General features: G+C 67.4%; 28 protein-coding genes. 17 read left to right on the forward strand and 11 right to left on the reverse strand.

Annotated elements, in window-relative coordinates; translation table 11 throughout:
- Window positions 1-3: 3 nt before the first annotated feature.
- From D3874_RS07795 to D3874_RS07840, 10 genes are all read right to left on the reverse strand, one after another.
- A complete protein-coding gene (locus D3874_RS07795; RefSeq protein ID WP_119782206.1) occupies window positions 4-1083 on the reverse strand; it encodes an LLM class flavin-dependent oxidoreductase in 1080 nt (359 codons plus the stop codon).
- A 23-nt stretch (window positions 1084-1106) separates the two neighbouring features.
- Window positions 1107-2327, reverse strand: a complete 1221-nt coding sequence (locus tag D3874_RS07800) for an acyl-CoA dehydrogenase family protein (protein WP_119777576.1) — start codon at window positions 2325-2327, stop codon at window positions 1107-1109.
- 9 nt (window positions 2328-2336) lie between these two features.
- Window positions 2337-3353 carry an NrtA/SsuA/CpmA family ABC transporter substrate-binding protein gene (locus D3874_RS07805; protein ID WP_119777577.1) on the reverse strand — a complete coding sequence of 339 codons (1017 nt, stop codon included), beginning with the start codon at window positions 3351-3353 and terminating at the stop codon, window positions 2337-2339.
- A gap of 27 nt (window positions 3354-3380) precedes the next feature.
- Window positions 3381-4094, reverse strand: coding sequence for an ABC transporter ATP-binding protein (locus D3874_RS07810; RefSeq protein WP_119777578.1), 714 nt, complete (start codon window positions 4092-4094; stop codon window positions 3381-3383).
- On the reverse strand, window positions 4091-4954 hold the full coding sequence (locus tag D3874_RS07815; RefSeq protein ID WP_119777579.1) for an ABC transporter permease subunit: 864 nt from the start codon (window positions 4952-4954) through the stop codon (window positions 4091-4093). The genes D3874_RS07810 and D3874_RS07815 overlap by 4 nt, the downstream gene beginning before the upstream one ends.
- A 308-nt stretch (window positions 4955-5262) precedes the next feature.
- Window positions 5263-6054, reverse strand: a complete 792-nt coding sequence (locus D3874_RS07820; RefSeq protein ID WP_119777580.1) for a PrsW family intramembrane metalloprotease — start codon at window positions 6052-6054, stop codon at window positions 5263-5265.
- A 37-nt stretch (window positions 6055-6091) separates the two neighbouring features.
- Window positions 6092-7261 (reverse strand): ribonuclease D, encoded by a 1170-nt coding sequence (gene rnd / locus D3874_RS07825; protein WP_119777581.1) that lies wholly within the window; start codon window positions 7259-7261, stop codon window positions 6092-6094.
- 51 nt (window positions 7262-7312) lie between these two features.
- Window positions 7313-8428 (reverse strand): aromatic ring-hydroxylating oxygenase subunit alpha, encoded by a 1116-nt coding sequence (locus D3874_RS07830; RefSeq protein WP_119777582.1) that lies wholly within the window; start codon window positions 8426-8428, stop codon window positions 7313-7315.
- Window positions 8429-8495: 67 nt separating this feature from the next.
- A complete protein-coding gene (locus D3874_RS07835) occupies window positions 8496-8939 on the reverse strand; it encodes a type II toxin-antitoxin system VapC family toxin (protein ID WP_119777583.1) in 444 nt (147 codons plus the stop codon).
- A gap of 2 nt (window positions 8940-8941) precedes the next feature.
- Complete coding sequence (locus tag D3874_RS07840; RefSeq protein ID WP_119777584.1) at window positions 8942-9193, reverse strand: type II toxin-antitoxin system Phd/YefM family antitoxin; 252 nt, start codon at window positions 9191-9193, stop codon at window positions 8942-8944.
- Between the two features lie 163 nt (window positions 9194-9356).
- Here D3874_RS07840 and D3874_RS07845 point away from each other — a divergent pair, with 163 nt between their 5' ends.
- The 17 genes from D3874_RS07845 to D3874_RS07925 all read left to right on the forward strand — a co-directional run bounded on the left by D3874_RS07845 (window position 9357) and on the right by D3874_RS07925 (window position 25510).
- A complete protein-coding gene (locus tag D3874_RS07845) occupies window positions 9357-9641 on the forward strand; it encodes a helix-turn-helix domain-containing protein (protein ID WP_119777585.1) in 285 nt (94 codons plus the stop codon).
- A 260-nt stretch (window positions 9642-9901) separates the two neighbouring features.
- Complete coding sequence (aspS, locus tag D3874_RS07850) at window positions 9902-11677, forward strand: aspartate--tRNA ligase (RefSeq protein WP_119777586.1); 1776 nt, start codon at window positions 9902-9904, stop codon at window positions 11675-11677.
- Window positions 11678-11784: 107 nt separating this feature from the next.
- The gene (locus D3874_RS07855; RefSeq protein ID WP_119777587.1) at window positions 11785-12423 is read left to right on the forward strand and encodes a glutathione S-transferase family protein; all 639 of its coding nucleotides are present in this window, start codon (window positions 11785-11787) and stop codon (window positions 12421-12423) included.
- Window positions 12424-12685: 262 nt separating this feature from the next.
- Window positions 12686-13132, forward strand: a complete 447-nt coding sequence (rpiB, locus tag D3874_RS07860; RefSeq protein WP_199698989.1) for a ribose 5-phosphate isomerase B — start codon at window positions 12686-12688, stop codon at window positions 13130-13132.
- 30 nt (window positions 13133-13162) lie between these two features.
- Window positions 13163-14467: a serine hydroxymethyltransferase gene (gene glyA / locus D3874_RS07865; protein WP_119777589.1), complete on the forward strand. Its 1305-nt coding sequence runs from the start codon at window positions 13163-13165 to the stop codon at window positions 14465-14467.
- 75 nt (window positions 14468-14542) lie between these two features.
- Window positions 14543-15007 carry a transcriptional regulator NrdR gene (nrdR, locus tag D3874_RS07870; protein ID WP_119777590.1) on the forward strand — a complete coding sequence of 155 codons (465 nt, stop codon included), beginning with the start codon at window positions 14543-14545 and terminating at the stop codon, window positions 15005-15007.
- A complete protein-coding gene (gene ribD, locus D3874_RS07875; RefSeq protein ID WP_233559871.1) occupies window positions 14994-16112 on the forward strand; it encodes a bifunctional diaminohydroxyphosphoribosylaminopyrimidine deaminase/5-amino-6-(5-phosphoribosylamino)uracil reductase RibD in 1119 nt (372 codons plus the stop codon). The genes nrdR and ribD overlap by 14 nt, the downstream gene beginning before the upstream one ends.
- Before the next feature lie 9 nt (window positions 16113-16121).
- Complete coding sequence (locus tag D3874_RS07880) at window positions 16122-16730, forward strand: riboflavin synthase (RefSeq protein WP_119777592.1); 609 nt, start codon at window positions 16122-16124, stop codon at window positions 16728-16730.
- Window positions 16727-17860, forward strand: coding sequence for a 3,4-dihydroxy-2-butanone-4-phosphate synthase (ribB, locus tag D3874_RS07885; RefSeq protein WP_119777593.1), 1134 nt, complete (start codon window positions 16727-16729; stop codon window positions 17858-17860). Before D3874_RS07880 ends, ribB begins: the two co-directional genes overlap by 4 nt.
- An 8-nt stretch (window positions 17861-17868) precedes the next feature.
- Window positions 17869-18393, forward strand: a complete 525-nt coding sequence (gene ribH / locus D3874_RS07890) for a 6,7-dimethyl-8-ribityllumazine synthase (protein WP_338016694.1) — start codon at window positions 17869-17871, stop codon at window positions 18391-18393.
- Window positions 18390-18899, forward strand: coding sequence for a transcription antitermination factor NusB (gene nusB, locus D3874_RS07895; protein WP_119777594.1), 510 nt, complete (start codon window positions 18390-18392; stop codon window positions 18897-18899). The genes ribH and nusB overlap by 4 nt, the downstream gene beginning before the upstream one ends.
- 18 nt (window positions 18900-18917) lie before the next feature.
- The gene (thiL, locus tag D3874_RS07900; RefSeq protein ID WP_119777595.1) at window positions 18918-19880 is read left to right on the forward strand and encodes a thiamine-phosphate kinase; all 963 of its coding nucleotides are present in this window, start codon (window positions 18918-18920) and stop codon (window positions 19878-19880) included.
- Window positions 19877-20341, forward strand: coding sequence for a hypothetical protein (locus D3874_RS07905; protein WP_147385566.1), 465 nt, complete (start codon window positions 19877-19879; stop codon window positions 20339-20341). Before thiL ends, D3874_RS07905 begins: the two co-directional genes overlap by 4 nt.
- 4 nt (window positions 20342-20345) lie before the next feature.
- Complete coding sequence (locus D3874_RS07910) at window positions 20346-21539, forward strand: MFS transporter (protein WP_119777597.1); 1194 nt, start codon at window positions 20346-20348, stop codon at window positions 21537-21539.
- Between the two features lie 66 nt (window positions 21540-21605).
- On the forward strand, window positions 21606-21797 hold the full coding sequence (locus D3874_RS07915) for a hypothetical protein (protein ID WP_119777598.1): 192 nt from the start codon (window positions 21606-21608) through the stop codon (window positions 21795-21797).
- Window positions 21798-22036: 239 nt separating this feature from the next.
- Window positions 22037-23221: a pyridoxal phosphate-dependent aminotransferase gene (locus D3874_RS07920; RefSeq protein ID WP_119777599.1), complete on the forward strand. Its 1185-nt coding sequence runs from the start codon at window positions 22037-22039 to the stop codon at window positions 23219-23221.
- A 192-nt stretch (window positions 23222-23413) separates the two neighbouring features.
- Entirely contained in the window at window positions 23414-25510 is a 2097-nt protein-coding gene (locus D3874_RS07925; RefSeq protein ID WP_119777600.1) for a sodium-translocating pyrophosphatase, read from the forward strand.
- Window positions 25511-25643: 133 nt separating this feature from the next.
- Here the strand turns inward: D3874_RS07925 and D3874_RS07930 are convergent, their stop codons facing one another.
- Window positions 25644-26150 carry an outer membrane protein assembly factor BamE gene (locus D3874_RS07930; protein WP_119777601.1) on the reverse strand — a complete coding sequence of 169 codons (507 nt, stop codon included), beginning with the start codon at window positions 26148-26150 and terminating at the stop codon, window positions 25644-25646.
- Window positions 26151-26182: the final 32 nt, after the last annotated feature.

The raw sequence follows: 26182 nt of genomic DNA on the forward strand, positions 1-26182 counted from the left end.
CGTCTAGGCCCGTTGCGAGACGCTGTCCCGCGCCGCGCCGCCGGGCCTGACCCGCGGAAAGATCTCCCGGGCGAAGCGGGCCATCTCGGCCTCGAACGGCTGGAATTGCAGCATGAACAGTTCGATGCCGAGGGCATGGAATGCCTGGATGCGCTCGGCGACCTGGTCGTAGCTGCCCACGAGGCCGGCGCCGGTGCCGCCGTTGCTGCCCACCCGGGGTGCCTTGGCAAGGGTCTGGAGCATCACCACCTTGGCGTCCGAGTTCGCCCGCTGGACCGCCCGCACGGCCGCATCCTTGGCCGCCAGCGCCGAGAGATGTTCGTGCACCGCGTTCGCCTCGGCCTCGGTTTCCCGCGCGATCACGAAGGCGGAGAGGCCGAAGCGCAGCGGCGGCCCACGGCGCGGCCGCCGCCGCACGTCGGCGATCAGCACTGCCACATCCGCGGGCGGCTGGCCGTTGATGAACCAGACATCCCCGTGATCGGCGACCAGGTCGCGGGCCGGCGCGGATTCCCCGCCCACATAGAGGGTCGGGCGCGCCCGGTAGCTGTTCCTGGGGAACAGGGCGCATTCCTTCAGGTCGAAGTTCTCGCTGCGGTGGGTCAGGTTCTCGCCGGCGAGGAGCCGCGACACCACGGAGATCCAGTCGCGACCGTAGGCATAGCGGTCGTCATGCTCGGCGAAGGGCAGGCCGGTCTTCTCGAATTCCACCTTGTTCCAGGCATTGACCAGGTTGAGGGCAAAGCGGCCGCGGCTGATAGCCTCGATCTGGAGCGCCATCTTGGCGAGGATGACGGGATGGAAGAGCTGGGGCTTGATCGCCGCGATCAGCTCGATGCGCGTGGTGAGCGCGGCGAGCCCGGCGGCGGCGGTCCAGGCGTCGAGCTGGTCGAAGTCGGGCCGGTGCGGGTTGAAGGTGTGCTGCGCGATCAGCGTGGAATCATAGCCCAGCGCCTCGGCCTCCAGCACCAGGTGCTTATTGCGCTCCCACGAGGCATCGAAGGGTTCGTCAGGATCCTGCAAGGCCGCGCGCGCACCGTGAACGGCAGCCCAGATCCCGAAGCGGAGTGTCTTGGATGTCATGAAGCCGATCCCCTGGGCCAAGGTCAGAAGAAGCCCTGCGTGGGCAATGGCGTGCCGTGCAGCTCGAAATCTCCCAAGGCACGCGCCTTGAGCGGCCCGGGATTGTGCGAGGCGAGCGTGCGGGCATTGCGCCAGTGACGGTCGAGGTTGCGGTTCTTGCGCATGGCCGAGGCGCCGCCCACGTCGAACAGGCGGCTGGCGCTTTTGATGGTGAGATCGTCGACGATCAGCTTGGTCTTCGCCGCGACGACCGCCGCCTGTAGGGCAAGCTCGGCATCCGGCTCGCCGTCGTCGCGGGCTTGCGCGGCCCGGTCCTGGGCCTCGGCGGCGGCAAGGACCAGTGTCTCGGCGGCGAAGGCGCTGCTCGAAATCTCGCCGATGATCTCCTGCAACAGCGGATCGTCGCAGGGGCGCAGCGTCGTCGCATAATAGAAATGCCGGTCCTTGCGGCCCGCCAGCAGGTCGACCGCATCGGTCAGAATATTGCGCAGGATCCCGGCGACGATCGCGGTGACCAGCAATTGCGCCAGGGTGTTGTTGTAGCTGGTGCCATAGCCGATGCCGGGCGCATCGAAGATCACCTCGTCCGGCTCCACGCGCACGTTGCGCAGATGTGTCGTGCCCGAGCCGGTCAGGCGCTGCCCGGCGCCGTCCCAGTCGTCGACCAGCTCCACGCCTTCCCGGTTCACGGGCACGATCACGGACGCGAGTTCGTCGTCGGGACCGGCGGCACGGATCTGCACATGATCGGCATAAAGCGTGCCGGTGCTGTAGTATTTGGTGCCGTCCAGGCGATAGCCGTCTGCGTCGGCACGCAGCTTCGTCGTATAAGGGCTGCCGCCCACCTTGGCACTGCCGAGCTCGGTATTGCCGAGGCCGAATAGATCTCCTCGGGCGATCAGCCGCGCCCATTTCGGCCGGTTGATCGCATCGTGCGGTCGCGCGAAACGGTCGACGAAGGTGTAGTGATTGCGCAGGGCATGGGCCACATTGGGGTCGGCCGCGGCCAGACGGATGACCACGGCGAGGAGCTCGCGCAGCGTGACGCCACCCCCGCCATCCGCCTTCGGCAGCCGCAGGGCCCCGAGCCTGGCCGTCCGGATCAGGTCCATGACCTCGTAAGGGTGGATGCGCTCCCGGTCCCGTTCGGCCGCCCCCTCGGCAATATGGGCAAGCAGCCGCTCCAGTTCCGCGGAATCGGGCGAGAGGGGGCCATCGCTTGGCGGCGCGGCAAGTTGATTCATGATGTCGCCTCAGCCCAGCCTTGCCAGGTGATCCGCGACGGTGACCTGCTCCGGCAGCACCTTGCGTGCCGTGAGCCAGTCGGCGGCCGACTGCAGATTGCTCACGAAGGCCGTGTCGTTCACCGAATGGATCAGGTACTTGCGCTTGAGGCCGGCGAGATGGTCGCGCACCTCGTCGCGGTAGCCGCCCTTGGCCTGGGCGATCAGTTCCGCCTCCCGGGTGTTCTCGCTCGCCCACTGCGCCTCGGTGGCGAGGGCGGCGTTCACCGCGCGCACGATGTCGGGATTCTCCTCGGCGAACTGGCGGCGGGTGAGCCAGGAGGTGAAGTCGATCTGGAAGTCGAGATCGCGCTCCTCCAGGAACACGTCGTGTGCCTTGTATTCGACGCGGGCGATATCCACGCCCGGGCTCCACATCGACCAGGCGTCCACCTTGCCGGCGGCGAGCGCCGGCGCCGCGTCGGGCGGGTTGAGATAGACGAATTTCACCGTCGAGCGGTCGACGTTGAATTTCTCGAGTGCGGCCACCAGCAGGAATTCGCCGAGCCCGGAGCGGTTGACCGCCACCGACTTGCCGGCCAGGTCCTGGACCTTGTCGATGCCCGAGCCGTCCTTGGCGATGATCGCCGTGGTGCGCGGGTCGTAGATCAGGAACTGGGTGAAGACCAGCGGCGAGCCGGCGATGATCGCGGCCAGGGCCGGGGTGGTGCTGCCGCCGAAGCTGAAATCGGCGGTGCCGCCGGTCACGGCCTGGAGGGTCGGCGCGTGGTTGGGGAACGGCCCCAGCCATTCGACCTTGATCCCCTCCTTGGCGAGGCTGCGGTCGAGTTCGCCGCGCTCCTTGGCGATCAGGCCGAAGCCGCTCAAGCCCCAAGTGAGGCGCACCACATCCGTGTTGCGCCCGGTTGACTGCGCGGCCCGTGCGCCCTGTGACGCCGCGGTGCCCAGTGCGGCGAGCGCGCCGATGCCCAGCGATGTCTTCAGGAAGCGGCGGCGGGAATGGGGCGGCAGTGACGAGATGGTCATGGGACTTCCTTCGGGGGGACTTGGGGATCAGTGGGCGGCGTGCGTCGGGGCGACGCCGAGTTCGGCAAGCAGTTCGGCCCGCGTCGCCGCGGGGGCGCCCGGTCGGGACGGGCGGTGTTCGGCCGCAATGGCGCCGTCGCGCATCACCAGGATACGGCCGGCCAGGGCGATGGCCTCGTCCACGTCATGGGTGACGAGCAGCACGCCCGGCCGGTGGCGTGTCACCAGCTCCTTGACCAGGCCGTGCATGCGGATGCGGGTAAGGGCGTCGAGGGCGGCGAAGGGCTCGTCGAACAGCAGCAATTCCGGCTCCTGCACGAGCGCCCGGGCCAGCGCCACACGCTGTGCCTGGCCGCCGGACAGGTTACGCGGCCAGTCGTCCAGCCGGGTGCCGAGCCCCACTTCCGCCAGCGCCGCCTCGGCCCGTTCGCGGGCGCCCCGGGGCGGCAGGCCCAGGGCCACATTGGCCCACAGCGGCTCCCACGGCAGCAGGCGATGCTCCTGGAACACCACGGCGGGCCGCTTGGGTGCCGAGATATGGCCGCCCTGGATCTCGTCGAGGCCGGCCAGGGCGCGCAGCAGGGTGGTCTTGCCGCAGCCGCTTTCGCCCAGCAGCGCCACGAATTCCCCCCGCTCGATGCGCAGGTCCAGGCCTTCGATCACCCGCCGCCCGCCGTAGGACCGCACCAGCCCGTGCACGCTCACCACGCTCTCGCGCGGGGACTGGAACGGGGCGTTCATCGGGCACCCTTGGGCGCGTAGTTGGGATGCCAGGCGAGAAGCCGGCGTTCCAGAAGACGGGCGATCGAGTCGGCAAGGACCCCGATCAGGGCGTAGATGGTGATGGTAAGGATGATGACGTCGGTGCGCAGGAACTCGCGGGCGTCCATGGCGAGGAAGCCGATGCCTGAATCGGCGCCGATCGTCTCGGCGACCACCAGGGCCAGCCAGGCGGTGGCGAGCGAATAGCGCACGCCGGTCAGGACCGAGGGCAGGGCGCCGGGCAGGATCACGCGGCGGATCGTCCGCCACGGGCCCAGCCCCTGGACCCTGGCCAGTTCCAGCAGCTTGGGGTCGATCTGCCGGATGCCCAGCGTGGTGTTGATGTAGATGGGAAAGGCGACGCCCAGCGCCACGAGGAAGACCTTCGCCCCTTCGCCCACGCCGAACCAGACGATGACCAGCGGCAGCAAGGCGAGGAAGGGAATGGCGCGCACCATCTGGACGCTGCGGTCGACCAGGGCCTCGGCCAGGCGCGAGAAGCCCACCAGCGTGCCCAAGGCAAAGCCGATGCCCCCGCCGACGGCAAAACCCGTGGCGGCGCGCAGCAGGCTGATGCCCAGGTCGTGAAGGAGGGTGCCAGCGACGGTAAGCCTGATCCCGGTCCAGGCCACCGTGCTGGGGGCCGGCATCACATGGGGCGGTATCCAGCCCGACCGGGCGAGAACCTCCCAAACCGCGACCGCCAGGGCGGGGGCCAGCCACGACAGGACCAGAAACCGGCGTTGCCCCGCGGCGAAACCCTTGACCGCCCGGGGCCTTGGGGCAGGAGCGGCGCGGGTGCCCGTCACCGGAAAGGCCAGACGGTCGACATCGGTCACGAGAACACCCCTTTTACGCTGTACATTTTAATTACACATTGATAATATGTGTTAAATAATGATAAACAGTCGTATTTTGTCCGTCAATAAATTCAGTCGAGATGTTTCGGTAAATAGGCCTTCGCCCGACGAGACCGTTACCGCGCCTGACCAAGGTCGAGCTGTCGGTCTGGTCTCCCAACCGTCATTCCGGCGAAGGCCGGAATCCATCGGGACGATTGCGTGCTGGCCCAGGATGGATTCCGGCCTTCGCCGGAATGACGACCTGAACGATGTGGCTTAAGTACAGGGGCAGCGGGCAGCCCGCTTCAATCGATCTTGTAGGGCGAGGTCGAGCGCGGCGCCGGTTCCAGTTCGACCGGCGGGGTGGGGGACTGGGCCAGGGTGGCGGCCGCCTGGGCGCTGAGCAGCACCTGTTGTTCCCGGCGCAGGCGCCGTTGCAGGCGCAGGGCCCAGACCACCTCGACGATCAGCACGATCAGGCCCAGGCCGATCCAGCCGGCCTCCTCGGTCAGGGCGGCGCCGAGCAGGCCGAAATCGTAGAGGCCATGCAGGGCCATTGGGACCAGGAAAGCGGCCCACAGCATCGCACCGGCGCGTTCAGGCTCGAAGCGGGCACGGGCGACATAGAAGCCCATGATGGCGCCCAGCACGGCATGGCCGGGCACGGCGGTGAAGGCGCGCAGCACGGCGATGCCGATCCAGCCTTCGCCGCCGCCCACGACATAGAGCAGGTTTTCCAGGGTCGCGAAGCCCAGGGATGCGGTCACGCCATAGACCAGGCCATCCATCGGCTCGTCGAAGGCCTTGTGCCGGCGGCAATAGAGCAGCAGCACCGCCAGCTTGAAGGCTTCCTCCGGGATCGCGGCGAGCAGGAAGGCCTGGACCCCGGCGAGGGCGAGCGGCTGGCCGATGCGCGGCTCCAGCGCCGCCCCCAGGGGCAAAGCGACGACCAGCACCGGGATGACGATCAGCACGCCCAGGAAGAAGGTGCCCAGGATGGCCCGGGTCGGCTCGGGGAAGCGGTCGCTCTTGACGAAATAGCGCAGGATCAGCAGCGACGGCACCACCGCGGCGGCAATCATCAGGACCGGACCCATCGTTTCCCCCGTGCCGTGCAGCGCCCCCCGGCGCGGCCTATCTCACCGTCAAGTCGATCAGCTTGATGCGACGGCCTTCCGCCGCCAGGGCCACCCGGCCGTGCTTCAGGGCCAGGGCCGCATCGCCGAAGATCTGCCGCCGCCAGCCGTGGAGCGCCGGTACGTCGGCCTCGTCGCTGCCGGCGATCTGTTCGAGATCGGCGGTGTTGGCGACCAGTTTCTGGGCGACGCCGTGATCCTCGCACTGCAGCTTGAGCATGACCTTCAGCAGTTCAACCAGCGGGCCGACGCCGCGCGGGGCCTCGGTCACCTGCTCGGCCACCGGCAGCAGGTCCTCGGGGCAATTGAGGCCGCGCAGCACGGCTTCCAGCAGGGAGGGGCCCAGCTTGCCGTCGGCAAAGCCCTTGGGCACGCCGCGCGACTGCTTCATGTCGTCGATCGAGGCCGGCGGGTGGGCGGCGACCTCCAGCAGGGCGTCGTCCTTCAGCAGGCGGCCGCGCGGCAGGTCGCGGGCGCGGGCCTCGGTCTCGCGCCAGGCGGCGATTTCGCGCAGCACACCTAAGAAGCGGCGGTTGGTGGTGCGGGTCTTGATGCGCTGGTAGGCCTCGTCGGGCTCGATGATGTAGGTGGCGGGGTCCATCAGGATCGCCATCTCCTCGTCCAGCCAGTCGATGCGGCCGGATTTCTCCAGCTCGGCATAGAGCGTGTCATAGACCTTGCGCAGGAAGGTCACATCGCCGATGGCGTATTGGAGTTGCCGGTCGGTCAGCGGGCGGCGGCTCCAGTCGGTGAAGCGCGAGGATTTGTCCAGGCCGGCGCGGGCGATCTTGGCCACCAGCGTCTCGTAGGAGACCGAGTCGCCATAGCCGCAGACCATGGCCGCCACCTGGGTGTCGAACAGCGGCTCGGGAATGCGGCCCGACAGCTTCAGGAAGATTTCGATATCCTGGCGGGCGGCATGGAAAACCTTCAGGACGTTGTGATCGGCCATCAGGTCGAACAGGGGACTCAAGTCGATCAGCGGGGCGAGGGGGTCGATGATGGCCGCTTCGTTGGGCCCGGCGACCTGCACCAGGCACAGCTTCGGCCAATAGGAGTTGTCGCGCAAAAACTCAGTATCGACAGTGACATAATCGGCTTCTCTGAGACGTTCGACGAGGGCCGTCAGGCCGGCCGTGTCGGTAATGTGGAGAAAGCCCTTTGACATTGTTAAAACCACTCGTCCTTTCAAAGCGTTACGCTGATATCCTCAAGTGCTTCACGATTTCCAGCGCAGGGTCTTTTCCTTGACCGGGTTCTGGAACGCCCGCCCTTCGGCGCGCGCGCGGGCGAATTCCTTCTTGAGCAGATAGTACCATTTGGCCTGGGTGTCGCCGTCGTCGAGCAGCATCAGCGAGGGGCCGTGGGCGAGGCCTGCCTGCTGCATCTCGACGATGGCCTTGTCCTGGGCGAGGAAGGTGCGCGCGAAATGGCGCAGCACCGGGCGCAGCAGGGTGATCCAGGGCATGGTCCAGTACATCACCTGCGTGACTTCGCAGCCCTTGTCCTTGCCCAGCGGCGTGATCGCGGTCAGCCCGGCGAAGCGATGGCGGCCGGCGGTGATTTCCTCGGTGCGCACGGCGGGCAGGCGGAAGGCGATCTCGGTCGCCGGCGCCCCGCCCAGCAGTTTGTAGGCGAAGGAATTCTTCGACGGGGCGTGGCGCACCATGGTGAAGCCCAGGTCCGAGGGGGCGAACCTCTTCGCCTTCTCGTGCATCGAGGCTTTGGTCCGCCACCACCAGGAACGGTGGACGAAAGGCCCATGGGCCGGGTCCATCAGGCCCACCACCGCGTCATCCAGGGGGCAGGGGAAGTGCATGCGCTCGATATGGGACGGGCGGCTGTCGGCGGCGAAGCCCGGCACGCTCGGCACCGGGGTGGTGGCGGCCTGGGCCGCTTCGCCGATGAAAATCCACACCAGCCCATGCTGTTCGGCGATCGGGTAGCGCCGGACCTTGATCCGGTCGACCTTGATCGCCTGGTCGGCGACCAGGGAGGGAATCGCGGTGCAGGTGCCGGTGCCGTCGAAGCGCCAGCCGTGATAGCAGCACTCGACTTGGCGGCCGTCGAAGCGGCCGCAGGACAGCGGGATGCCGCGATGGGGGCAGATATCGCGCAGGGCAAAGGCCTGGCCGTCGTCGCCGCGGGCGAGCAGGACCGGCTCGCCCAGGATGGACTTGGCCAGCATCTTGCCCGGCTTCAACTGCCTGGACGGCAGGGCCAGATACCAGAGGTCGCGCAGCCATTCCGGCGCGTCGATGCCACGCGCCGGGCGCAGTTCGCCGGGGGCATTGTTCGGGGCATTGGCGGTGGAGGCTATCTGCAAGTCGTTCATCTTCTGCTTGTTAGCAAATTTCCACGCCGATTGCGCCGGTCTGATGATGCGTCAGTTTGTGTTTCGGTCACGGGCCGGGCGGCGGCAGTGTCTTCAAGGGATTGGCCAGCCGCACGCCAAGGGGGGCAAAGTGCCGCTCGTTGGCCGTGAGGACGGTGAAGCCGCGCACGGCGGCGGTGGCCGCGATCGCGATGTCCTCGAAGCCGGGATCATGCGCCCGCGCCCGGTCGATGACGGCGCCCGCCTCTCGCGCTTCCTCGATCCCGAACGGCAGGATGCGCCCGGCATAGAAGTGCTCGACGGCGGAAAGCCAATGGCGCAGGTGCCTTGCCTTGGCCGTGGCGCCGATTCGCGCGGCACGGGCAATGCCGGCCTCGATCTCGGCGACGGTCACGGTCGAGATGAAGAGCTGCGCCGAATGTGCCTGGACCCAGGCGGCGAAGGCATCCGCGCCGACCGCGCGCTTGGCCGCCGCGTCGGCCGACACGATGTTGGTGTCGAGCAGATACAAGGTCAGCGGCCGGCGCCGGGAAGGGCGCGGGCAGGCTTGCGGGCCCGCTCGGGGATGTCGCCCGGCTCTCCCGGGAAAGCGAGCAGCAGGTCGGCGAAGCTGGGCACCGCCGAGATCCGCTGCCATTCCTCGAAAGAGATAAGCACGGCTTCCTTCCGGCCGTGGCGGGTGATGACGGTCGGCTCGCCCGCGACGGCCCGGTCGACCACGGCCGACAGCGTCGCCTTCGCGTCCTTCAGGGGGAGATCTTTCATCGGCGGTTTCCAAATATGACTATCGGTAGTCATATCGCCGATGGGTGAGGCCAGTCAACCGGCGCTGCGGGATTGGTGTATGATCGGGCCGCCTTCCAGTAGTTCGGTATCGAGCCCTCTGAATTGCTGGCGCTGGCGCGCAAGCGGATGAAAGAGATCGAGAATGGCTGAGAACAAGCACAAAGGCTCGTCGCTCGATAGCTTTCTCGAGGAGGAAGGGGTTCTGGGCGAATTCCAGGCGCAGGCCATCAAGGAAGTGATCGCCTGGCAACTGGCGGAGGCCATGCGGGAGCGCAAGATCAGCAAGCGCAAGCTTGCCGAACTGATGCACACCAGCCGTACCCAGGTCGACCGGGTGCTCGACCCCAAGGAAGGCAATGTCACGATCGAGACGTTGCAGCGGGCGGCGGCGATAATCGGCCGGCGCGTTCAGTTGGAACTGGTGTGAGACGTCAGCGACAGACAAGAACACTATCGCTCGCCGTGATCCGGTAAAAAAGAGCCCGGCGGGCACGGTGTCCCGCCGGGCAACCGCCTCGTCCAAGATGCGGTGTTCGGATTTGGCCATCATGCCCCAAATCCATGCGCGGTAGGGGGCATGCTTGTGAAGTTTGTGTGAAGCATGCGACACGATCGCGAAGGCACAAGCTTGCGCCTTGGCTGTGGCCCCCGTAAAACCGCCGCCATCGCATCGGAGTCGATCGTAAAATGCATGCCTATCGCACCCACACCTGTGGCGCGCTGACCGCCGCCGACATCGGCCAGACCGTCCGTCTTTCGGGCTGGGTTCACCGCAAGCGCGATCATGGCAATCTGCTGTTCGTCGACCTGCGCGACCACTACGGCATCACCCAGGGCGTTGTCGAAACCGATCAGGCCTCGTTCAAGGTGGTCGAGTCCTTGCGCTCGGAATCGGTGGTGACGGTCACCGGTCAGGTGGTCAGGCGGGCTGAGGGGAAGGACAACCCGGAGCTGCCAACCGGCGAAATCGAAATCTATATCAAGGATGTCGAAGTCCAGTCGGCGGCCGACGAGCTGCCCATGCCGGTGTTCGGCGATCACGACTATCCCGAGGACATCCGCCTCAAGTACCGCTTTCTGGACCTGCGGCGCGAGAAGCTGCACCAGAACATCATCCTGCGCTCGAAGGTGATATCCAGCCTGCGCCGGCGCATGATCGACCAGGGCTTCACCGAGTTCCAGACCCCGATCCTGACCGCGTCCAGCCCCGAGGGCGCCCGCGACTTCCTGGTGCCCAGCCGCATGCACCCGGGCAAGTTCTATGCCCTGCCGCAGGCGCCGCAGCAGTTCAAGCAGCTCCTCATGGTCGCGGGCTTCGACCGCTACTTCCAGATCGCACCCTGTTTCCGTGACGAGGATGCCCGCGCCGATCGCAGCCCGGGCGAGTTCTATCAGCTCGACCTGGAAATGAGCTTCGTCACGCAAGATGATGTTTTTGCTGCGGTTGAGCCGGTGATCGAGGGCGTGTTCCGCGAATTCTCCAAGCGCACCATCACCGCCGCGCCGTTCCCGCGCATCGCCTACCGCGACAGCATGCTGTGGTACGGCAACGACAAGCCGGACCTGCGCAACCCGATCAAGATCGTCGATGCCGGCGAGATTTTCCGCGGCTCGGGCTTTGGCGTGTTCGCCCGCGCGGTCGAGCAGGGCGCCGTGGTGCGGGCGATCCCGGCGCCGGGCGCCGGCCACCAGCCGCGCAGCTTCTTCGACAAGATGAACGACTGGGCGAGGGGCGAGGGTGCCGCTGGCCTGGGCTATGTCATTTTCGACGGGGCGGAAGGCAAGGGGCCGGTCGCCAAGAACATCGGGCCCGAGCGGGTCGCCGATCTGGCGAAGCTGACCGGTCTTGGCCAGGGCGATGCCGTGTTCTTCGCCTGCGACAAGGAACTGCCGGCGGCCAAGCTGGCCGGCCTGGCGCGTACCCGCATCGGCAACGAACTGGGGCTGATCGAGAAGGACGTCTTCCGCTTCTGCTGGATCGTCGACTTCCCGATGTACGAATGGGACGAGGACGAGAAGAAGGTGATCTTCTCGCACAACCCGTTCTCCATGCCCCAGGGCGGACTGGACGCGCTCCTGACCCGAGATCCGCTGACCATCAACGCCTTCCAGTACGACATCGTCTGCAACGGCATCGAACTGTCGTCGGGCGCCATCCGTAACCACCGCCCGGACCTGATGCTGAAGGCCTTCGAGATCGCCGGCTATCCGGCCGAGGAGGTCGAGCGGCGTTTCGGCGGCATGCTGAACGCCTTCCGCTACGGCGCGCCGCCGCACGGCGGCATCGCGCCGGGTGTCGACCGCATCGTCATGCTGCTGGCCGACGAGCCCAACATCCGCGAGGTCATCACCTTCCCGATGAACCAGCGCGCGGAAGACCTGATGATGGGCGCCCCGGCCGAGGTTTCGCCCAAGCAGTTGCGCGAGCTTTCGATCCGCCTGGCGCTGCCGGAAAAGAAGTAAGGCATTGGCGTGAAAAAGCCCGGCCGCATCGGCGGCCGGGCTTTTTTCAGGTTCTGAAATGCGTCATTGTCCACACCGCCCCGGGAATAAGGGGGAAGGAGGAAACGATGATTCTTTATGGTGCGGGCCTGTCGCCTTACGTCCGCAAGACGCTGGCCGCCTTCAAGGAGAAGGGCCTCTCCTTCGAGCATCAGCCGGTGATGCCGGGCGATTCCAGCCCCAGCTTCCGCAGCATCAGCCCGTTCGGCAAGATTCCGGGCTTTACCGACGGCGATTTCAAGATCTGCGACTCGACGGCGATCATCACCTATGTCGACGCCAAGTTCGCCGACAAGCCGCTGCTGCCGGCCGAGCCGGCGCTGCGCGCCCGTGCCGTGTGGTTCGAGGAATTCTCGGACACGATCCTGGCCGCACAGACCGGCGCGATCTTCTGGAACCGGGTGGTGGCCCCCCGCTTCATGGGCCAGAAGGGTGACGACGCGGCGGCCGACAAGGCCGAGGCGGAAGGCCTGCCGCCGATCTTCGCCTATCTGGAAAGCCAGATCCCGGCCAGCAACTTCCTGGTCGGCGACCGCCTGACCGTGGCCGATCTCTCCATCGCGGCCCAGATGGTCAATCTCGGCTATGCCGGGGTCGAGGTGGACGCGGCCAAGTACCCGAAGTTCGCGGCCTATCTCGCCACCATGCACGCCCGCCCCAGCTTCGTCGAAGTGCTGGGCGCGGAGCGTGCCATGATGGGCGGCTGACGATAATTTTTGTCGTCATCCCGGCGAAGGCCGGGATCCATTCCGGGGCAGGGCAGGCTCTTGACCAGCCCTGCCCGAGGGATCTGGCCCGTGTGGCCGATGGATTCCGGCCTTCGCCGGAATGACGGTAAAGGCAAGTGACTATGGGGGAACGGAATACCGACCCCTAGTATGCGGCATGGCATCCCGTGCCGACATCTGGTAAGTTTCGCGCCTTGCCATCATCGCCGACAGCATCCGTCGATCCTGGAGGGCGCGCCCCTTGTCCGTTATTGCCGTGGCGTCCGATCATGCCGGCGCCGAACTCAAGAACTTCCTGGCCGACGAATTGCGGGCCAAGGGCTTCGAGGTGCTGGATCTGGGCACCAATGGCCCGGCCTCGGTTGACTATCCCGACTATGGCTACAAGCTGGCCGAGGCCCTGGCGACCGGCAGGGCCGCGCGCGGCGTTGCCGTCTGCGGCTCGGGGATAGGCATTTCCATCGCCCTGAACCGCCACCCCCATGTCCGGGCGGCCCTGGTCCACGACCATCTGACGGCCCGCCTGTCGCGCATGCACAACGACGCCAATGTCCTGGTCCTGGGCGGCCGGCTGACCGGCGTCGAGACCGCGCGCGACTGCCTTGCCGCCTTCCTTGATACCCCCTATGAAGGGGGCCGCCATGCCGGGCGGGTTGCCAAGCTCGGCAATCCCCCGTCAAAGCCCTGAACCTTCTCGAGAAAAGTGCGAGGTCCCGCCATGACCGCCACCAGCGCCACCCCCCTTGCTTCGTCTTCCGATTTCTTCGCCGGCAGGCTCGCCGAGCGTGACCCGGTCATCGCCCATGCGATCGACCTGGAGCTGAAGCGCCAGCAGGATTTCATCGAGCTGATCGCGTCTGAGAACATCGTCAGCCAGGCAGTGCTCGAGGCTCAGGGCTCGGTCCTCACCAACAAATACGCCGAAGGCTATCCGGGCCGGCGCTACTACGGCGGTTGCGAGGAAGTCGACAAGGCGGAAGTCGCGGCCATCGAGCGTGCCTGCCAGCTCTTCGACTGCTCCTTCGCCAATGTCCAGCCCCATTCGGGCGCCCAGGCCAACCAGGCGGTGTTCTTCGCCCTGATGCAGCCGGGCGATACCTTCCTGGGCCTGAACCTGGCGGCGGGCGGTCACCTGACCCATGGCGCCCCGGCCAACCAGTCGGGCAAATGGTTCAAGCCGGTGCCCTATTCGGTGAAGCCCGACACGCACCAGATCGACTATGACGAGATGGAGCGCCTGGCGGTCGAGCATCGCCCCAAGGTGATCATCGCCGGCGGCTCGGCCTATCCCCGCACCATCGACTTCGCCCGCTTCCGCGCGGTGGCCGACAAGGTCGGCGCCTGGTTCATGGTCGACATGGCGCATTTCGCCGGCCTGGTGGCGGGCGGCGCCCACCCCAACCCGCTGGAACATGCCCATGTGGTGACCACCACCACCCACAAGACCCTGCGGGGCCCACGCGGCGGCATGATCCTGTCGCGCGATGCCGAACTGGGCAAGAAGATCAACTCGGCCGTCTTCCCCGGCCTCCAGGGCGGCCCCTTGATGCATGTCATCGCGGCCAAGGCGGTGGCCTTCGGCGAGGCACTGCAGCCCTCGTTCAAGACCTATGCCCGCCAGGTGGTGGAGAATGCCAAGGCCCTGGCCGAACGGCTGAAGACCCACGGCTTCGACCTGGTCTCGGGCGGCACTGACACCCATGTCATGCTGGTCGACCTGCGGCCCAAGAAGCTGACCGGCAACATCGCCGAGAAGGCCCTGGACCGGGCCCACATCACCTGCAACAAGAACGGCATCCCGTTCGACCCGGAAAAGCCGATGGTGACCTCGGGGATTCGCTTAGGCACCCCGGCCGGCACCACGCGGGGCTTCGGCGTCGCCGAGTTCCAATATGTCGCCGATCTGATCACCGAGGTGCTGGACGGCTTGGCGGCCAACGGCCCCGAGGGCAACGGTGCGGTCGAGGCGGCGGTGGCGGCCAAGGTGACCAAGCTGAACCAGGCCTTCCCGATCTATCGCTGAGGCAATGAACCAGGGGTGCGCCGCCGGGGGCTTCGGTGGCGCGCCGTCAACCAGTCGGGGTGAGGGGGAGTTACAATGCGCTGCCCGTTTTGCGGCCATGAAGAGACCCAGGTGAAGGACAGCCGTCCCACCGAGGACAATGGCGCGATCCGTCGCCGCCGGTTCTGCCCCGGCTGCGGTGCCCGCTTCACCACCTTCGAGCGGGTGCAATTGCGCGAGATCATCATCGTCAAGAAGAGCGGCCGCCGCGTCCCCTTCGACCGCGACAAGCTGGCCCGCTCGGTCATGATCGCCATGCGCAAGCGCCCGGTGGAGCCCGAGCGGGTGGAGCGCATGATCTCCGGCATCGTGCGCCGGCTGGAATCGATGGGCGAGAGCGAGATCCCGTCGGACCTGGTGGGCGAGATGGTGATGGAGGGCCTCGCCTCCATCGATTCCGTCGCCTATGTCCGCTATGCCTCGGTCTATCGCAACTTCCGCGAGGCCAAGGATTTCGAGACCTTCGTCGGGCGTCTGGCCGGTGCGGATGCCAACGACTGATCGTTTCGCCGAGGTCGACCGCCGGCATATGGCGGCGGCGCTGAACCTGGCGCGCCGGGGGCTGGGCAATGTCGCGCCCAATCCGGCGGTGGGGTGCGTCATCGTCGCCAAGGGCAAGGTGGTCGGCCGCGGCTGGACCCAGGCCGGCGGCCGGCCCCATGCCGAAACCGAGGCGCTGGCCCGGGCCGGGGCCGCGGCCAGGGGCGCCACGGCCTATGTCTCGCTGGAGCCTTGCGCCCATCACGGCAAGACCCCGCCCTGCGCCGAGGCGCTGGTCGCGGCCGGGATCGCGCGCGTGGTGGTGGCGACCATCGATCCCGATCCGCGCGTCTCGGGCCGCGGCGTCGCCGCCTTGCGGGCCGCCGGGATCACGGTCGACATCGGCTGCCTGGAATGCGAGGCGCAGATCCTCAATGCCGGTTTCCTGTCGCGCCTGGACGGGCGGCCGCTGACCACCCTGAAGCTGGCGACCAGCCTCGACGGCCGTATCGCCACCCACAGCGGCGACAGCCAGTGGATCACCGGCGAACTGGCGCGCGCCCGCGCCCATCTGATGCGGGCCGAGCATGACGCGGTGATGATCGGCGTCGGCACGGCCGTGGCCGACAACCCGCAACTGACCTGCCGGCTGCCGGGCCTCGAACATCGCTCGCCGGTGCGCGTCGTGGCCGACGGCCGCTTGCGCCTGCCGCTGACCCACTACCTGGTGCGCACGGCGCGCGAAGTGCCGACCATCCTGTTCACCGTGGCCGGCAACCCGGCCGAGCGGCGCGCGGCCTTCATCGGCGCCGGCGTCGAGGTGATCGAGGTGGCGAGCGACCCGCGCGGCTATCCCGATCCGGTCACGGCGATGAAAAAGCTCGCCGAGCACGGCATCACCAGGCTGCTGGTCGAAGGCGGCGGGCAGCTTGCCGCCAGCTTGATCGGTGCCAAACTCGTCGATCATCTATGCTGGTTCCGTGGCCCGGTCGTCATCGGCGACGACGGGCGCCCCGCGGTCGCGGCATTGGGCCTCGATCGGCTCCGCAATGCCTCGACCTATGCGCTGGAAGCGGTCGAGCGTCTCGGGGATGACCTATTGGAAACTTACCGCCTCTCCCGCTAAGACAGGGCCATGTTCACAGGCATCATCACCGACGTCGGCCGGATCGCTGCGGTAGAGCAGCGCGGCGACACCAGATTCCGCCTCGAGACCGCCTATAACATGGGCTCGGTCGCGATCGGTGCGTCCATCGCCTGTTCGGGCGTGTGCCTGACCGTGGTCGACAAGGGCCCGGCCGGCGAGGGCGGCTGGTTCGAGGTCGATGCCTCGGCCGAGACCCTGCGCCGCACCAAGCTGGGCGAATGGGCACCCGGCAGCCTGGTCAACCTCGAACGCTCGCTGAAGGTGGGTGACGAGATGGGCGGTCACATTGTCGCCGGCCATGTCGACGGCCTGGCGACGATCCTCTCGACCGAGCCCGAAGGGGATTCGGTGCGCATCACCATCGCGGCGCCCGACAGCTTCGGCCGCTATGTCGCTGCCAAGGGCTCGGTCGCGCTGGATGGCGTGTCGCTGACCGTCAACGGGGTCGACGGGCAGAATTTCTGGGTCAACGTCATCCCCCATACCCAGGCGATGACCACCTTTCGCCGCGACCTGATCGCGCCGGGAACGAAGCTGAATTTCGAGATCGACGTGCTGGCGCGCTATGTCGCGCGCCTGCAGGAGTGGCGTTCATGAACGAATGGACCGAGTACCTGTCGCCCATCGACGACATCATCGAAGACGCCCGCAACGGCCGCATGTTCATCCTGGTCGACCACGAGGACCGGGAGAACGAGGGCGACCTGGTCATCCCGGCGCAGATGGCGACGCCCGACGCGATCAATTTCATGGCGCGTTACGGCCGCGGCCTGATCTGCCTGTCGATGTCGTCGCAGCGGGTCGAGCAACTGGGCCTGCACCTGATGAGCCGGGACAATCTCTCGCGCCACCAGACCGCCTTCACCGTCTCGATCGAGGCGCGGGAAGGGGTGACCACGGGCATTTCCGCCCATGACCGGGCGCACACCATTGCCGTCGCCATCGATCCCAGCAAAAGCGCCAAGGACCTGGCGACGCCCGGCCACGTCTTCCCGCTGGTCGCGCGCGACGGCGGCGTGCTGGTCCGCGCCGGCCACACCGAAGCCGCGGTCGACGTCTCGCGCCTGGCCGGCCTCAACCCGGCCGGCGTGATCTGCGAGATCATGAACGACGACGGCACCATGGCGCGCCTGCCCGACCTGGTGAAGTTCGCCCAGTTCCATTCCCTGAAGATCGGCACCATCGCCGATCTCATTTCCTATCGCCTGCGCTGGGACAACCTGGTTTCCAACGTCGGTGCCACCGACATCGACTCGGTTCATGGCGGCGGCTTCCGCACGCTGATCTATCGCAACAAGGTCGACGGCAGCGAGCACATCGCCCTGGTGAAGGGCGATGTGTCGACCGGCGGCCCGGCCCTGGTGCGCATGCACACGGTCAATGTCTTCGAGGATCTGCTGGGCGACCAGCGCGACCGCCCCAGCCCGCTGGGCGCGGCGATGGAGGCGATCGGCCGCGAGGGGCGCGGCGTGGTCGTGCTGATCCGCGACACCAGGCCCAATGCCCTGTCGGACCTGATGAGCCGGCACGCAAATCCGTCCGCCCCCGAGGCGGCGCATGGTACGCTGGCCCAACGGGAGCTGCGCGACTACGGCATCGGCGCCCAGATCCTGCTGGATCTCGGCGTCCACGAGATGATTTTGCTGTCCAATACGCGGCGCACCGTCGTCGGTCTCGAGGGCTATGACCTCAAGATCGTCGATCAGCGCCACCTGAACCTTGACTGAGTGACGACATGCGACCCAATGCCAGTGATGCCGGCGATCCCAACCTGCCGATTTCGGGCGGTGAGATGGGGCCCGGGCGGCCGCATCTGCTGATCGTCGAGGCGCGCTTCTACGAGGCGATCCAGGACGAGATGCTGCTGGGCGCGGCCGAGGCGATCGAGGCGGCCGGCGGCAGTTGGGAACGGGTGACGGTGCCCGGGGCCCTGGAGATCCCGACCGCCATCCGCATCGCCCACGCCGGCAGCAGCGGCCGCGCCAACCGGGTGCGGCACATCGACGGCTATGTGGCGCTGGGCTGCGTCATCCGCGGCGAGACCAGCCACTTCGACTATGTCTGCGGCGAGAGTGCGCGGGGCCTGATGGACCTGTGCCTGGCGTCGGGCCTGGCCATCGGCAACGGCATCCTGACCGTCGAGAACGAGGACCAGGCCTGGGCGCGCGCTTTGCGCAGCGACCTCAACAAGGGGGCGGGGGCGGCCCAGGCGGCGCTGGCCCTGATCTCCTTACGCAAACGTTTCGGGGTTGCCTCGTGACCACACCGGAAAAAGACAGCGGCACCCCGGCCTCGCGCCGGCCCAAGGGCGGCGGCAAGGCGGCGCGCAGTGCCGCCCGCCTCGCCGCCGTGCAGGCGCTGTATCAGATCGAGGTCACGGGCCGGCCGGCGACCGGGGTGGTGAAGGAATTCGTCGCCCATCGCTTCGGCGTCGAGGTCGACGAGGGCGAGCGCCTGCACGAAGCCGACGAGCCGTTTTTCTCGGATCTGGTGAAGGGCACGTCCGAACGGCGGGCCGAGGTCGATGCCCTGATCACGCCGGCCCTCACCGCCGAATGGCCGCTCGACCGCCTGAATTCCATCCTGCGTGCCTTGCTGCGCATCGCGGTCTACGAGTTCCTGTCGCGCATCGATGTCCCGGCCAAGGTCGTCATCAACGAATATCTCGATGTCGCCCATGCCTTCTTCTCGGGCAGCGAGCCGGCCTTTGCCAACGGTGTCCTGAACACGCTGGCACGGCGTCTGAGGCCGGCGGAATTCGCCTGATCCGGCCGGGGCGAGGCGATGGATGAGTTCGACATCATTGCCCGCCTGTTCGCGCCGCTGGCGCAGGCCGAGCCGGGTGCCTTCGGCCTGGGCGACGACGCCGCGGTGCTGACGCCGACGGCGGGCATGGACCTTGTCCTGACCAAGGATGCGATCGTCGAGGGCATACATTTCTTCGCCGACGACCCGCCCGAGGCGATCGCCGCCAAGCTGCTGCGGGTGAACCTGTCGGATCTCGCTGCCAAGGGCGCGCGGCCGCGGGCCTATATGCTCGCGGCGGCCTTTCCTGCCCAGGCCGACGAGGCCTGGGTGACCCGCTTCGCCACCGGCATCGCTGCCGATCAGAAGCGCTTCGGCGGTACCCTGATCGGCGGTGATACGGTGTCCACGCCGGGGCCTGGCTTTTTCAGCCTGACCGCGATCGGCGAGCTGCCGACGGGCACCATGATCCGGCGCAAGGGCGCGCGGGCCGGCGACCTCGTTTGCGTCTCGGGCACGATCGGCGATGCCGCCCTCTATGTCGCCCATCGCCTGGCAGGGGCAGCGGTCGCCGACGTGGCGCTGCTGGAAGACCGCTATCGCCTGCCACAGCCGCGGCTGGCCCTGGGCCAGGCCCTGAAGGGCAAGGCCCATGCCTGCTGCGACATTTCCGACGGCCTGATTGCCGACCTCGGCCATCTGTGCGAACAGTCCGCCCTGGGTGCCGTGATCGAGTGGGCGCGTGTGCCCCTGTCGGCCGCCGCGCAGGCCAGCCTGGACGCCGGCCCGGCCCTGCTCGAGACCATTCTTGCCGGCGGCGACGACTATGAACTGGTCTTTGCGCTGGCCCCCGATGCCGATCTCGCGGCCCTGGCGGCGATCACCCCGGTCACGGTCATCGGCCGCTTCGAGGCGGGGCAGGGGGTTCGCGTGATCGATGCCGGGGGCCATGATGTCGCGTTGCGCCGGACAGGCTGGCGCCACGGGGTAGGTGCCTCGTGAAACGGTGGATCGTTATCGTGGTCGCCGTGCTCGTCCTGGCCGTGCTGGGCTTCGGCGGGCTCTACCTCGGGGGCTTCATCCTGGCCGGGCCGGACACGCAGATGCCGCCGCCGGCGCCCGTGGCAACGCTGCCGACCGTGCCCGACGTCGCCTATCTCGAATTGAAGAACGTCATCCTGCCGGCCAATCGCGGCGGCCAGTTCCGCAACTACATCAACTTCACCTTCAAGATCGAGGTGAAGGACGAGGCGACGGCGCAGACGCTGAAAGAGCGCGAAGTGTACATGCGCGCCGCCCTGGTGGGTGCCTTCTCGACCGAGCCGATCGAAACCAAGACCGGCCCCGCCGATTTTGATGATGCCGTCTTCCGGGCCAGGGTTCTGGCGGAACTGGTCAAGGTGGCTGGCCCCGACCTGATCCAGGGGGTGCTGATCGAGCGCGTCCTGCCGATCAAGGGGTGAGCGGATGGCGACGGTTCCCTTCGAGCGGCGCAATGTCCTGCTGCTGGGCCTGGGGCAGGCGCTCTACGGCACGGCGACGACGATTCTGTTCACCCTGAACGGCCTGGTCGGCCACCTGCTGGCCGACGACAAGTCGCTGGCCACCCTGCCGATTACGGCGGTGATGGTCGGCGCGACCCTGTCCACTGCGCCGGCCTCGTTCATCCAGAAGCGCTATGGCCGGCGCGCGGGGTTCATGCTGGGCGCGACGGCCGGGGCCTTGGGCGGCGTCGGCCATGGCCTGGCGATCTGGCAGGGCAGTTTCTGGCTGTTCGTCGCCGCGGCCCTGGTCTCGGGCTGGTATTTCGCCAATGCCCAGTTCTATCGCTTTGCCGCGGCCGAGGCGGCGGCGCCCGAGCGGCTGCCCCGGGCCATCAGCATGGTCATGGCCGGCGGCGTGGCGGCCGCCCTGGCGGGGCCTGAACTGGTCAAGTACACCAAGGACATGGTGCTGGGCCTGCCCTTCGCCGGGGCCTATGCGGTGGTGGTCGCCCTGGGCCTGGTGGCTGCGGTCGTGCTGGCCGGTCTGCGCCTGCCGGGCTTGAGTGCGCAGGCGGTCCAGGACCCGGGCCGGCCGCTGCTGGCCATCCTGCGCCAGCCGCGCATGATCGCGGCGGTGACCACGGGGGTTGCGGCCTATGCCTCGATGAGCCTGGTGATGACCGCGACACCCCTGGCCATGGTCGCCTGCAGCCTGACGGTCGAGGACGCCGCCTTCGTCATTCAATGGCATTCGCTGGCGATGTTTGCGCCCTCGTTCTTCACCGGCCGGCTGATCGAACGATTCGGCGCCGCGCGCATCATCGGCATCGGCCTGGTCCTGATCCTCGGCTGTTCCGCGGTGGCCCTGACCGGCGTGACCCTGGAGCGTTTCTGGTTCGCCCTGGTGCTGATCGGCCTGGGCTGGAATTTCGCCTTCGTTGGCGCCACCACCCTGGTCACCACCTGCCACAGCCCGGCCGAGCGCGCCAAGACCCAGGCGGCGAACGACTTGATCGTCTTCGGCGCGGTCTCGGCCGCCTCGTTCCTCTCGGGCGTGCTGCTCGATGTTTCGGGCTGGCACAGCGTGCCGGTCGCCGCGCTGCCCCTGGCCTTGCTGGCGCTGTGCCTGTTGCCGCTGATCGCGCGGGCGCCGCGGATCGTGGAGGTGCGTTCTTGACCGTCCCCTTTGTCGGCAAATTTTGCCAACAGAGTTATCGTGCGCTGAATAGCTGAGGGTTTGGCAATGCCGACGCGGAACATCAACTTCACCGACGACGAATTGAAGCGCGATCTGCTGCATGCCCGGCTCAAGGCCGGGATCGACGCGCTGGCGTGTGGCGAGTCTACAGAAATCGACGACGCCGATCTTGATGCAACGCTTGATGCCCTCGCGCCAACCAGCACCCATCGATCCTTGCCCAGTTCCCGCGGCTGACTGGTCAAGGAAATTACGGCACGCGCGCACCACCCCCCAACCGTCATGCCCGGCCTTGTGCCGGGCATCCACGTCGGGACAGTGCACCTCCGTTGACGGTATTGGCGGCTTGGCGACGTGGATGGCCGGGACTTCGCCCGGCCATGACGGATTTGGGTTGTGAGGATGGAGAGAAAATTGCGTAAAGGACGTGGCTTTCCGTGCCCACTTCCTGGTGAGTGGGACCAGCCGAGGCTGAGATGAGAGAGGTATCCCCGTTGTTTCCTGCTTCCCGTGCCCGGGTACAGTCCCTGCCGGCCTCGCAGATTCGCGAGGTGGCGAATGCCGCCATGGGACGGGCCGATGTCCTGGCTTTCTGGTTCGGCGAGTCCGACCAGCCGACCCCTGAATTCATCCGCCGCGCTGCCATGGCGTCGCTGGAGCAGGGCGAGACCTTCTACACCCCAAATCTGGGCCAGCCGGGACTGCGCCAGGCCATCGCCACCTATCTCACCGGCCTGCACGGCAAGTCCTTCACGGTCGAGCGCATCGGCGTCACCGGGTCGGGCGTCAATGCCCTGATGCTGGCCAACCAGCTCCTGGTCGAGCCGGGCGACCGGGTGGTGGCGGTAACACCGCTGTGGCCCAATATCGTCGAGATCCCGCGCATCCTGGGCGGCGAGGTCATCCGCGTGCCCCTGGGTGTCGACGGCGGGCGCTGGCGGCTCGACCTCGACCGGCTGCTGGCGGCGCTGACCCCGGACACCAGGCTTCTGCTGCTGAATTCGCCCAGCAACCCGACCGGCTGGACCATCGACGCAGGCGACCAGCGGGTCGTGCTGGACCATTGCCGGCGCCACGGCATCTGGATCCTGGCCGATGACGTCTATGAACGGCTGGTCTATCGCGAGGGGCTGGCGTCGGCCCCGTCGTTCCTGGCGATGGGCGAGGCGGGCGACCGCATCATCGGCGTCAACAGTTTCTCCAAGGCCTGGAGCATGACCGGGTGGCGCGCCGGCTGGCTGGTGGTGCCGCCGTCGCTGCTGGCGGACCTGGCCAAGCTCATCGAGTTCAATACCTCTTGCGTGCCGGACTTCGTCCAGCGGGCGGCGACCGTGGCGATTACCCAGGGTGATGGTTACATCACCGCGCTGCGGGCCGATCTGGCGGCCAAGCGCGAACTGGTGGTCGGTGCCCTGAAAAGCCTGCCCGAAATCGATCTGCCGGAGGCCGATGGCGCCATGTACGCCTTTTTCCGGGTCGCCGGCCAGACCGACTCCGTGGCCCTGGCCAAGCGCCTGGTGGCCGAGGCCGGCCTGGGCCTGGCGCCCGGCCGTGCCTTCGGGCCGGAAGGCGAGGGCTGGCTGCGCTGGTGCTATGCCGCCGACAGCGCCAGGCTGCGCGAAGGGGTCGCGCGCCTCGCCCGGGCGCTGGGCCACGGCTGACGCCCCACCGATCGCGAAAACAAGGCGGGCACTGGGTTCCAGCGTCTTAACCTCGATTGCGGGGCGCGCGGTTCTCTGGCACGGTTTCGCCCGGCAGAAGCAGGGGCCTCCCGGAATCGGCGGGCGACCAACAATTGAACTGCCTGGTACGGCTGGGTTTGCCTGGCTTTCGGGGAAATGTGTGGGGAGATCATGGATACCACTCTAGGCCTTTGGATCGTCATGGGGTGCGGCCTACTGGCGCTGCTCTATGGCATTTGGGCTGCTCGCTCGGTGTTGTCGCGTGATGCGGGCACGGTGCGCATGCAGGAAATCGCCGCTGCCATCCAGGAGGGCGCGCGCGCCTATCTGAACCGGCAGTACCGGACCATCGCCATCGTCGGCATCGTGGTCTTCGGCCTGCTGTTCTGGCTTCTGGGGCAATTCGTCGCCATCGGCTTCGTGATCGGTGCCGTGCTGTCGGGCGCGACCGGCTATGTCGGCATGAATATCTCGGTCCGGGCCAATGTCCGCACCGCCGCCGCCTCGCGCGACGGGCTTGCCGCCGGCCTCGCCATCGCCTTCCGCGCCGGCGCCGTCACCGGCATGCTGGTGGTCGGCTTGGCACTGCTCGCGGTCACCGTCTACTACTACGTCCTGCTCCAGACCGGGGCCACGGGCCGCGGCATCGTCGATCCCCTGGTGGCGCTCAGCTTCGGCGCTTCGCTGATCTCGATCTTCGCCCGCCTGGGCGGCGGCATCTTCACCAAGGGCGCCGATGTGGGCGCCGACCTGGTCGGCAAGGTCGAAGCCGGCATCCCCGAGGATGATCCGCGTAACCCCGCGGTGATCGCCGACAATGTGGGCGACAACGTCGGCGACTGTGCCGGCATGGCGGCCGACCTGTTCGAGACCTATGCGGTAACGCTGGTCGCGACCATGGTGCTGGCCTCGATCTTCTTCATCGGCACGCCGCTGATGGACAAGATGATGCTGTTCCCGCTGGCCATCGCCGGGGTCTGCGTCATCACCTCGATCATCGGCACCTTCTTCGTCCGTCTGGGCGCCAGCCAATCGATCATGGGCGCCCTCTACAAGGGCCTGATCGTCACCGGCGTCCTGTCGGCGGTGGCGCTGTGGCCGATCACCCAGTATGTGCTGGGCGACATGACGACCGAGATCACCGGCGGCGGCCATGTCTTCACCGGCCGGTCGCTGTTCTATTGCGGGCTGATCGGCCTCGCCATCACCGGCCTGCTGGTCTGGGTGACGGAGTACTATACCTCCACCGCCTTCCGCCCGGTCCGCTCGATCGCGCAGTCGTCGACCACGGGCCACGGCACCAACGTGATCCAGGGCCTGGCGATCTCGATGGAAGCGACGGCGATCCCGGCCGTGATCATCTGCGTCGGCATCGTCGCCACCTTCCAGCTTGCCGGCCTGTTCGGCATCGCCATCGCGGTCACCACCATGCTGGCCCTGGCCGGCATGATCGTGGCGCTCGATGCCTACGGCCCGGTGACGGACAACGCCGGCGGCATCGCCGAGATGGCCAACCTGCCGCCGGAGGTGCGCAAGACCACCGACGCGCTGGATGCTGTCGGCAACACCACCAAGGCGGTCACCAAGGGCTATGCCATCGGTTCCGCCGGCCTTGCGGCCCTGGTGCTGTTCGCGGCCTATACCCAGGACCTGGTGACCCTGTTCCCGGACCTGAAGGTCACCTTCGACCTGTCCAGCCCCTATGTGGTGGTCGGCCTGCTGATCGGCGGCCTGCTGCCCTATCTGTTCGGGGCCATGGGCATGACCGCGGTCGGCCGCGCGGCCGGTTCGGTCGTGGTCGAGGTGCGCCGCCAGTTCAAGGAGATCAAGGGCATCATGCAGGGCAAGGCCAAGCCGGATTACGGCCGCGCCGTCGACCTGCTGACCAAGGCGGCGATCAAGGAGATGATCATCCCCTCGCTGCTGCCGGTGCTGGCGCCGGTGGTCCTCTACTTCGTCGTGCTGACGGTGGCTGACCAGACCTCGGCCTTCGCCGCGGTGGGCGCCATGCTGATGGGCGTGATCGTGACCGGCATCTTCGTGGCGATCTCCATGACCGCCGGCGGCGGCGCCTGGGACAATGCCAAGAAGTACATCGAGGAAGGCCACCACGGCGGCAAGGGCTCGGACGCCCACAAGGCCGCGGTGACCGGCGACACGGTCGGCGATCCCTACAAGGACACCGCCGGCCCCGCCGTCAACCCGATGATCAAGATCACGAACATCGTGGCCTTGCTCCTCCTGGCGATCCTGGCCCACGCGGCTTGATGGGAAGGCGTTCGAGGGCCTTGCCCTCGAACGTCCCTCGAGCGCCGGGCTTCAATGGCCCGGAAAAAGAAAGCCCCGCAATTCTGGCGGGGCTTTTTTCTATGGGCGGTTGAGGCCCGCGCTGCCAAGCCCGTTACCTATTACCTGGGCTGTTGCTGCCGCCGGGCAGGGGGGCGCGGCCGCCGTCGGAGGGCACATTGAAGCGGCCGAGGTTGCCGAACAATTGCTGCCAGATGGTCAATTCGTTACCCAGGGTCGGCGTCTTGTCCGGGTTCATCGCCACCTGCTTGCCGTCCTGGAGCCCCAGGCGGCTGACCTCGGTGACATTGCCGGCCTGGTCGAAATTGACGATCAGCACGCCCTGGGCGGTAAGCTGGTCGCGCTGGAAGGCGACACGCTCGGTGGTGGCCGAGATGTAGTACCAGGCCTGGTCGTCGAAATTCGAGACGGTCGACGGCGTGCCGAGCAGCCGGGCCACTGATTCCTTGTTGTCGACACCCGGCCGGATCGAGGTGATCGCGGTCTCGTCGGGGCGCCAGCCGCGCTCGTCGACAATCGGTGTGCAAGCGCCAAGGCCAAGGCTCGCAACGACAACGGCAGCGCCACACAGGCGCAGCAGGGGAAGGCGGTCAGCAGCCATGAGCGAGCAAGTCCATCAAGGAGCGGGCGAAA

Source organism: Oleomonas cavernae, from assembly GCF_003590945.1.
Classification (GTDB): domain Bacteria; phylum Pseudomonadota; class Alphaproteobacteria; order Zavarziniales; family Zavarziniaceae; genus Zavarzinia; species Zavarzinia cavernae.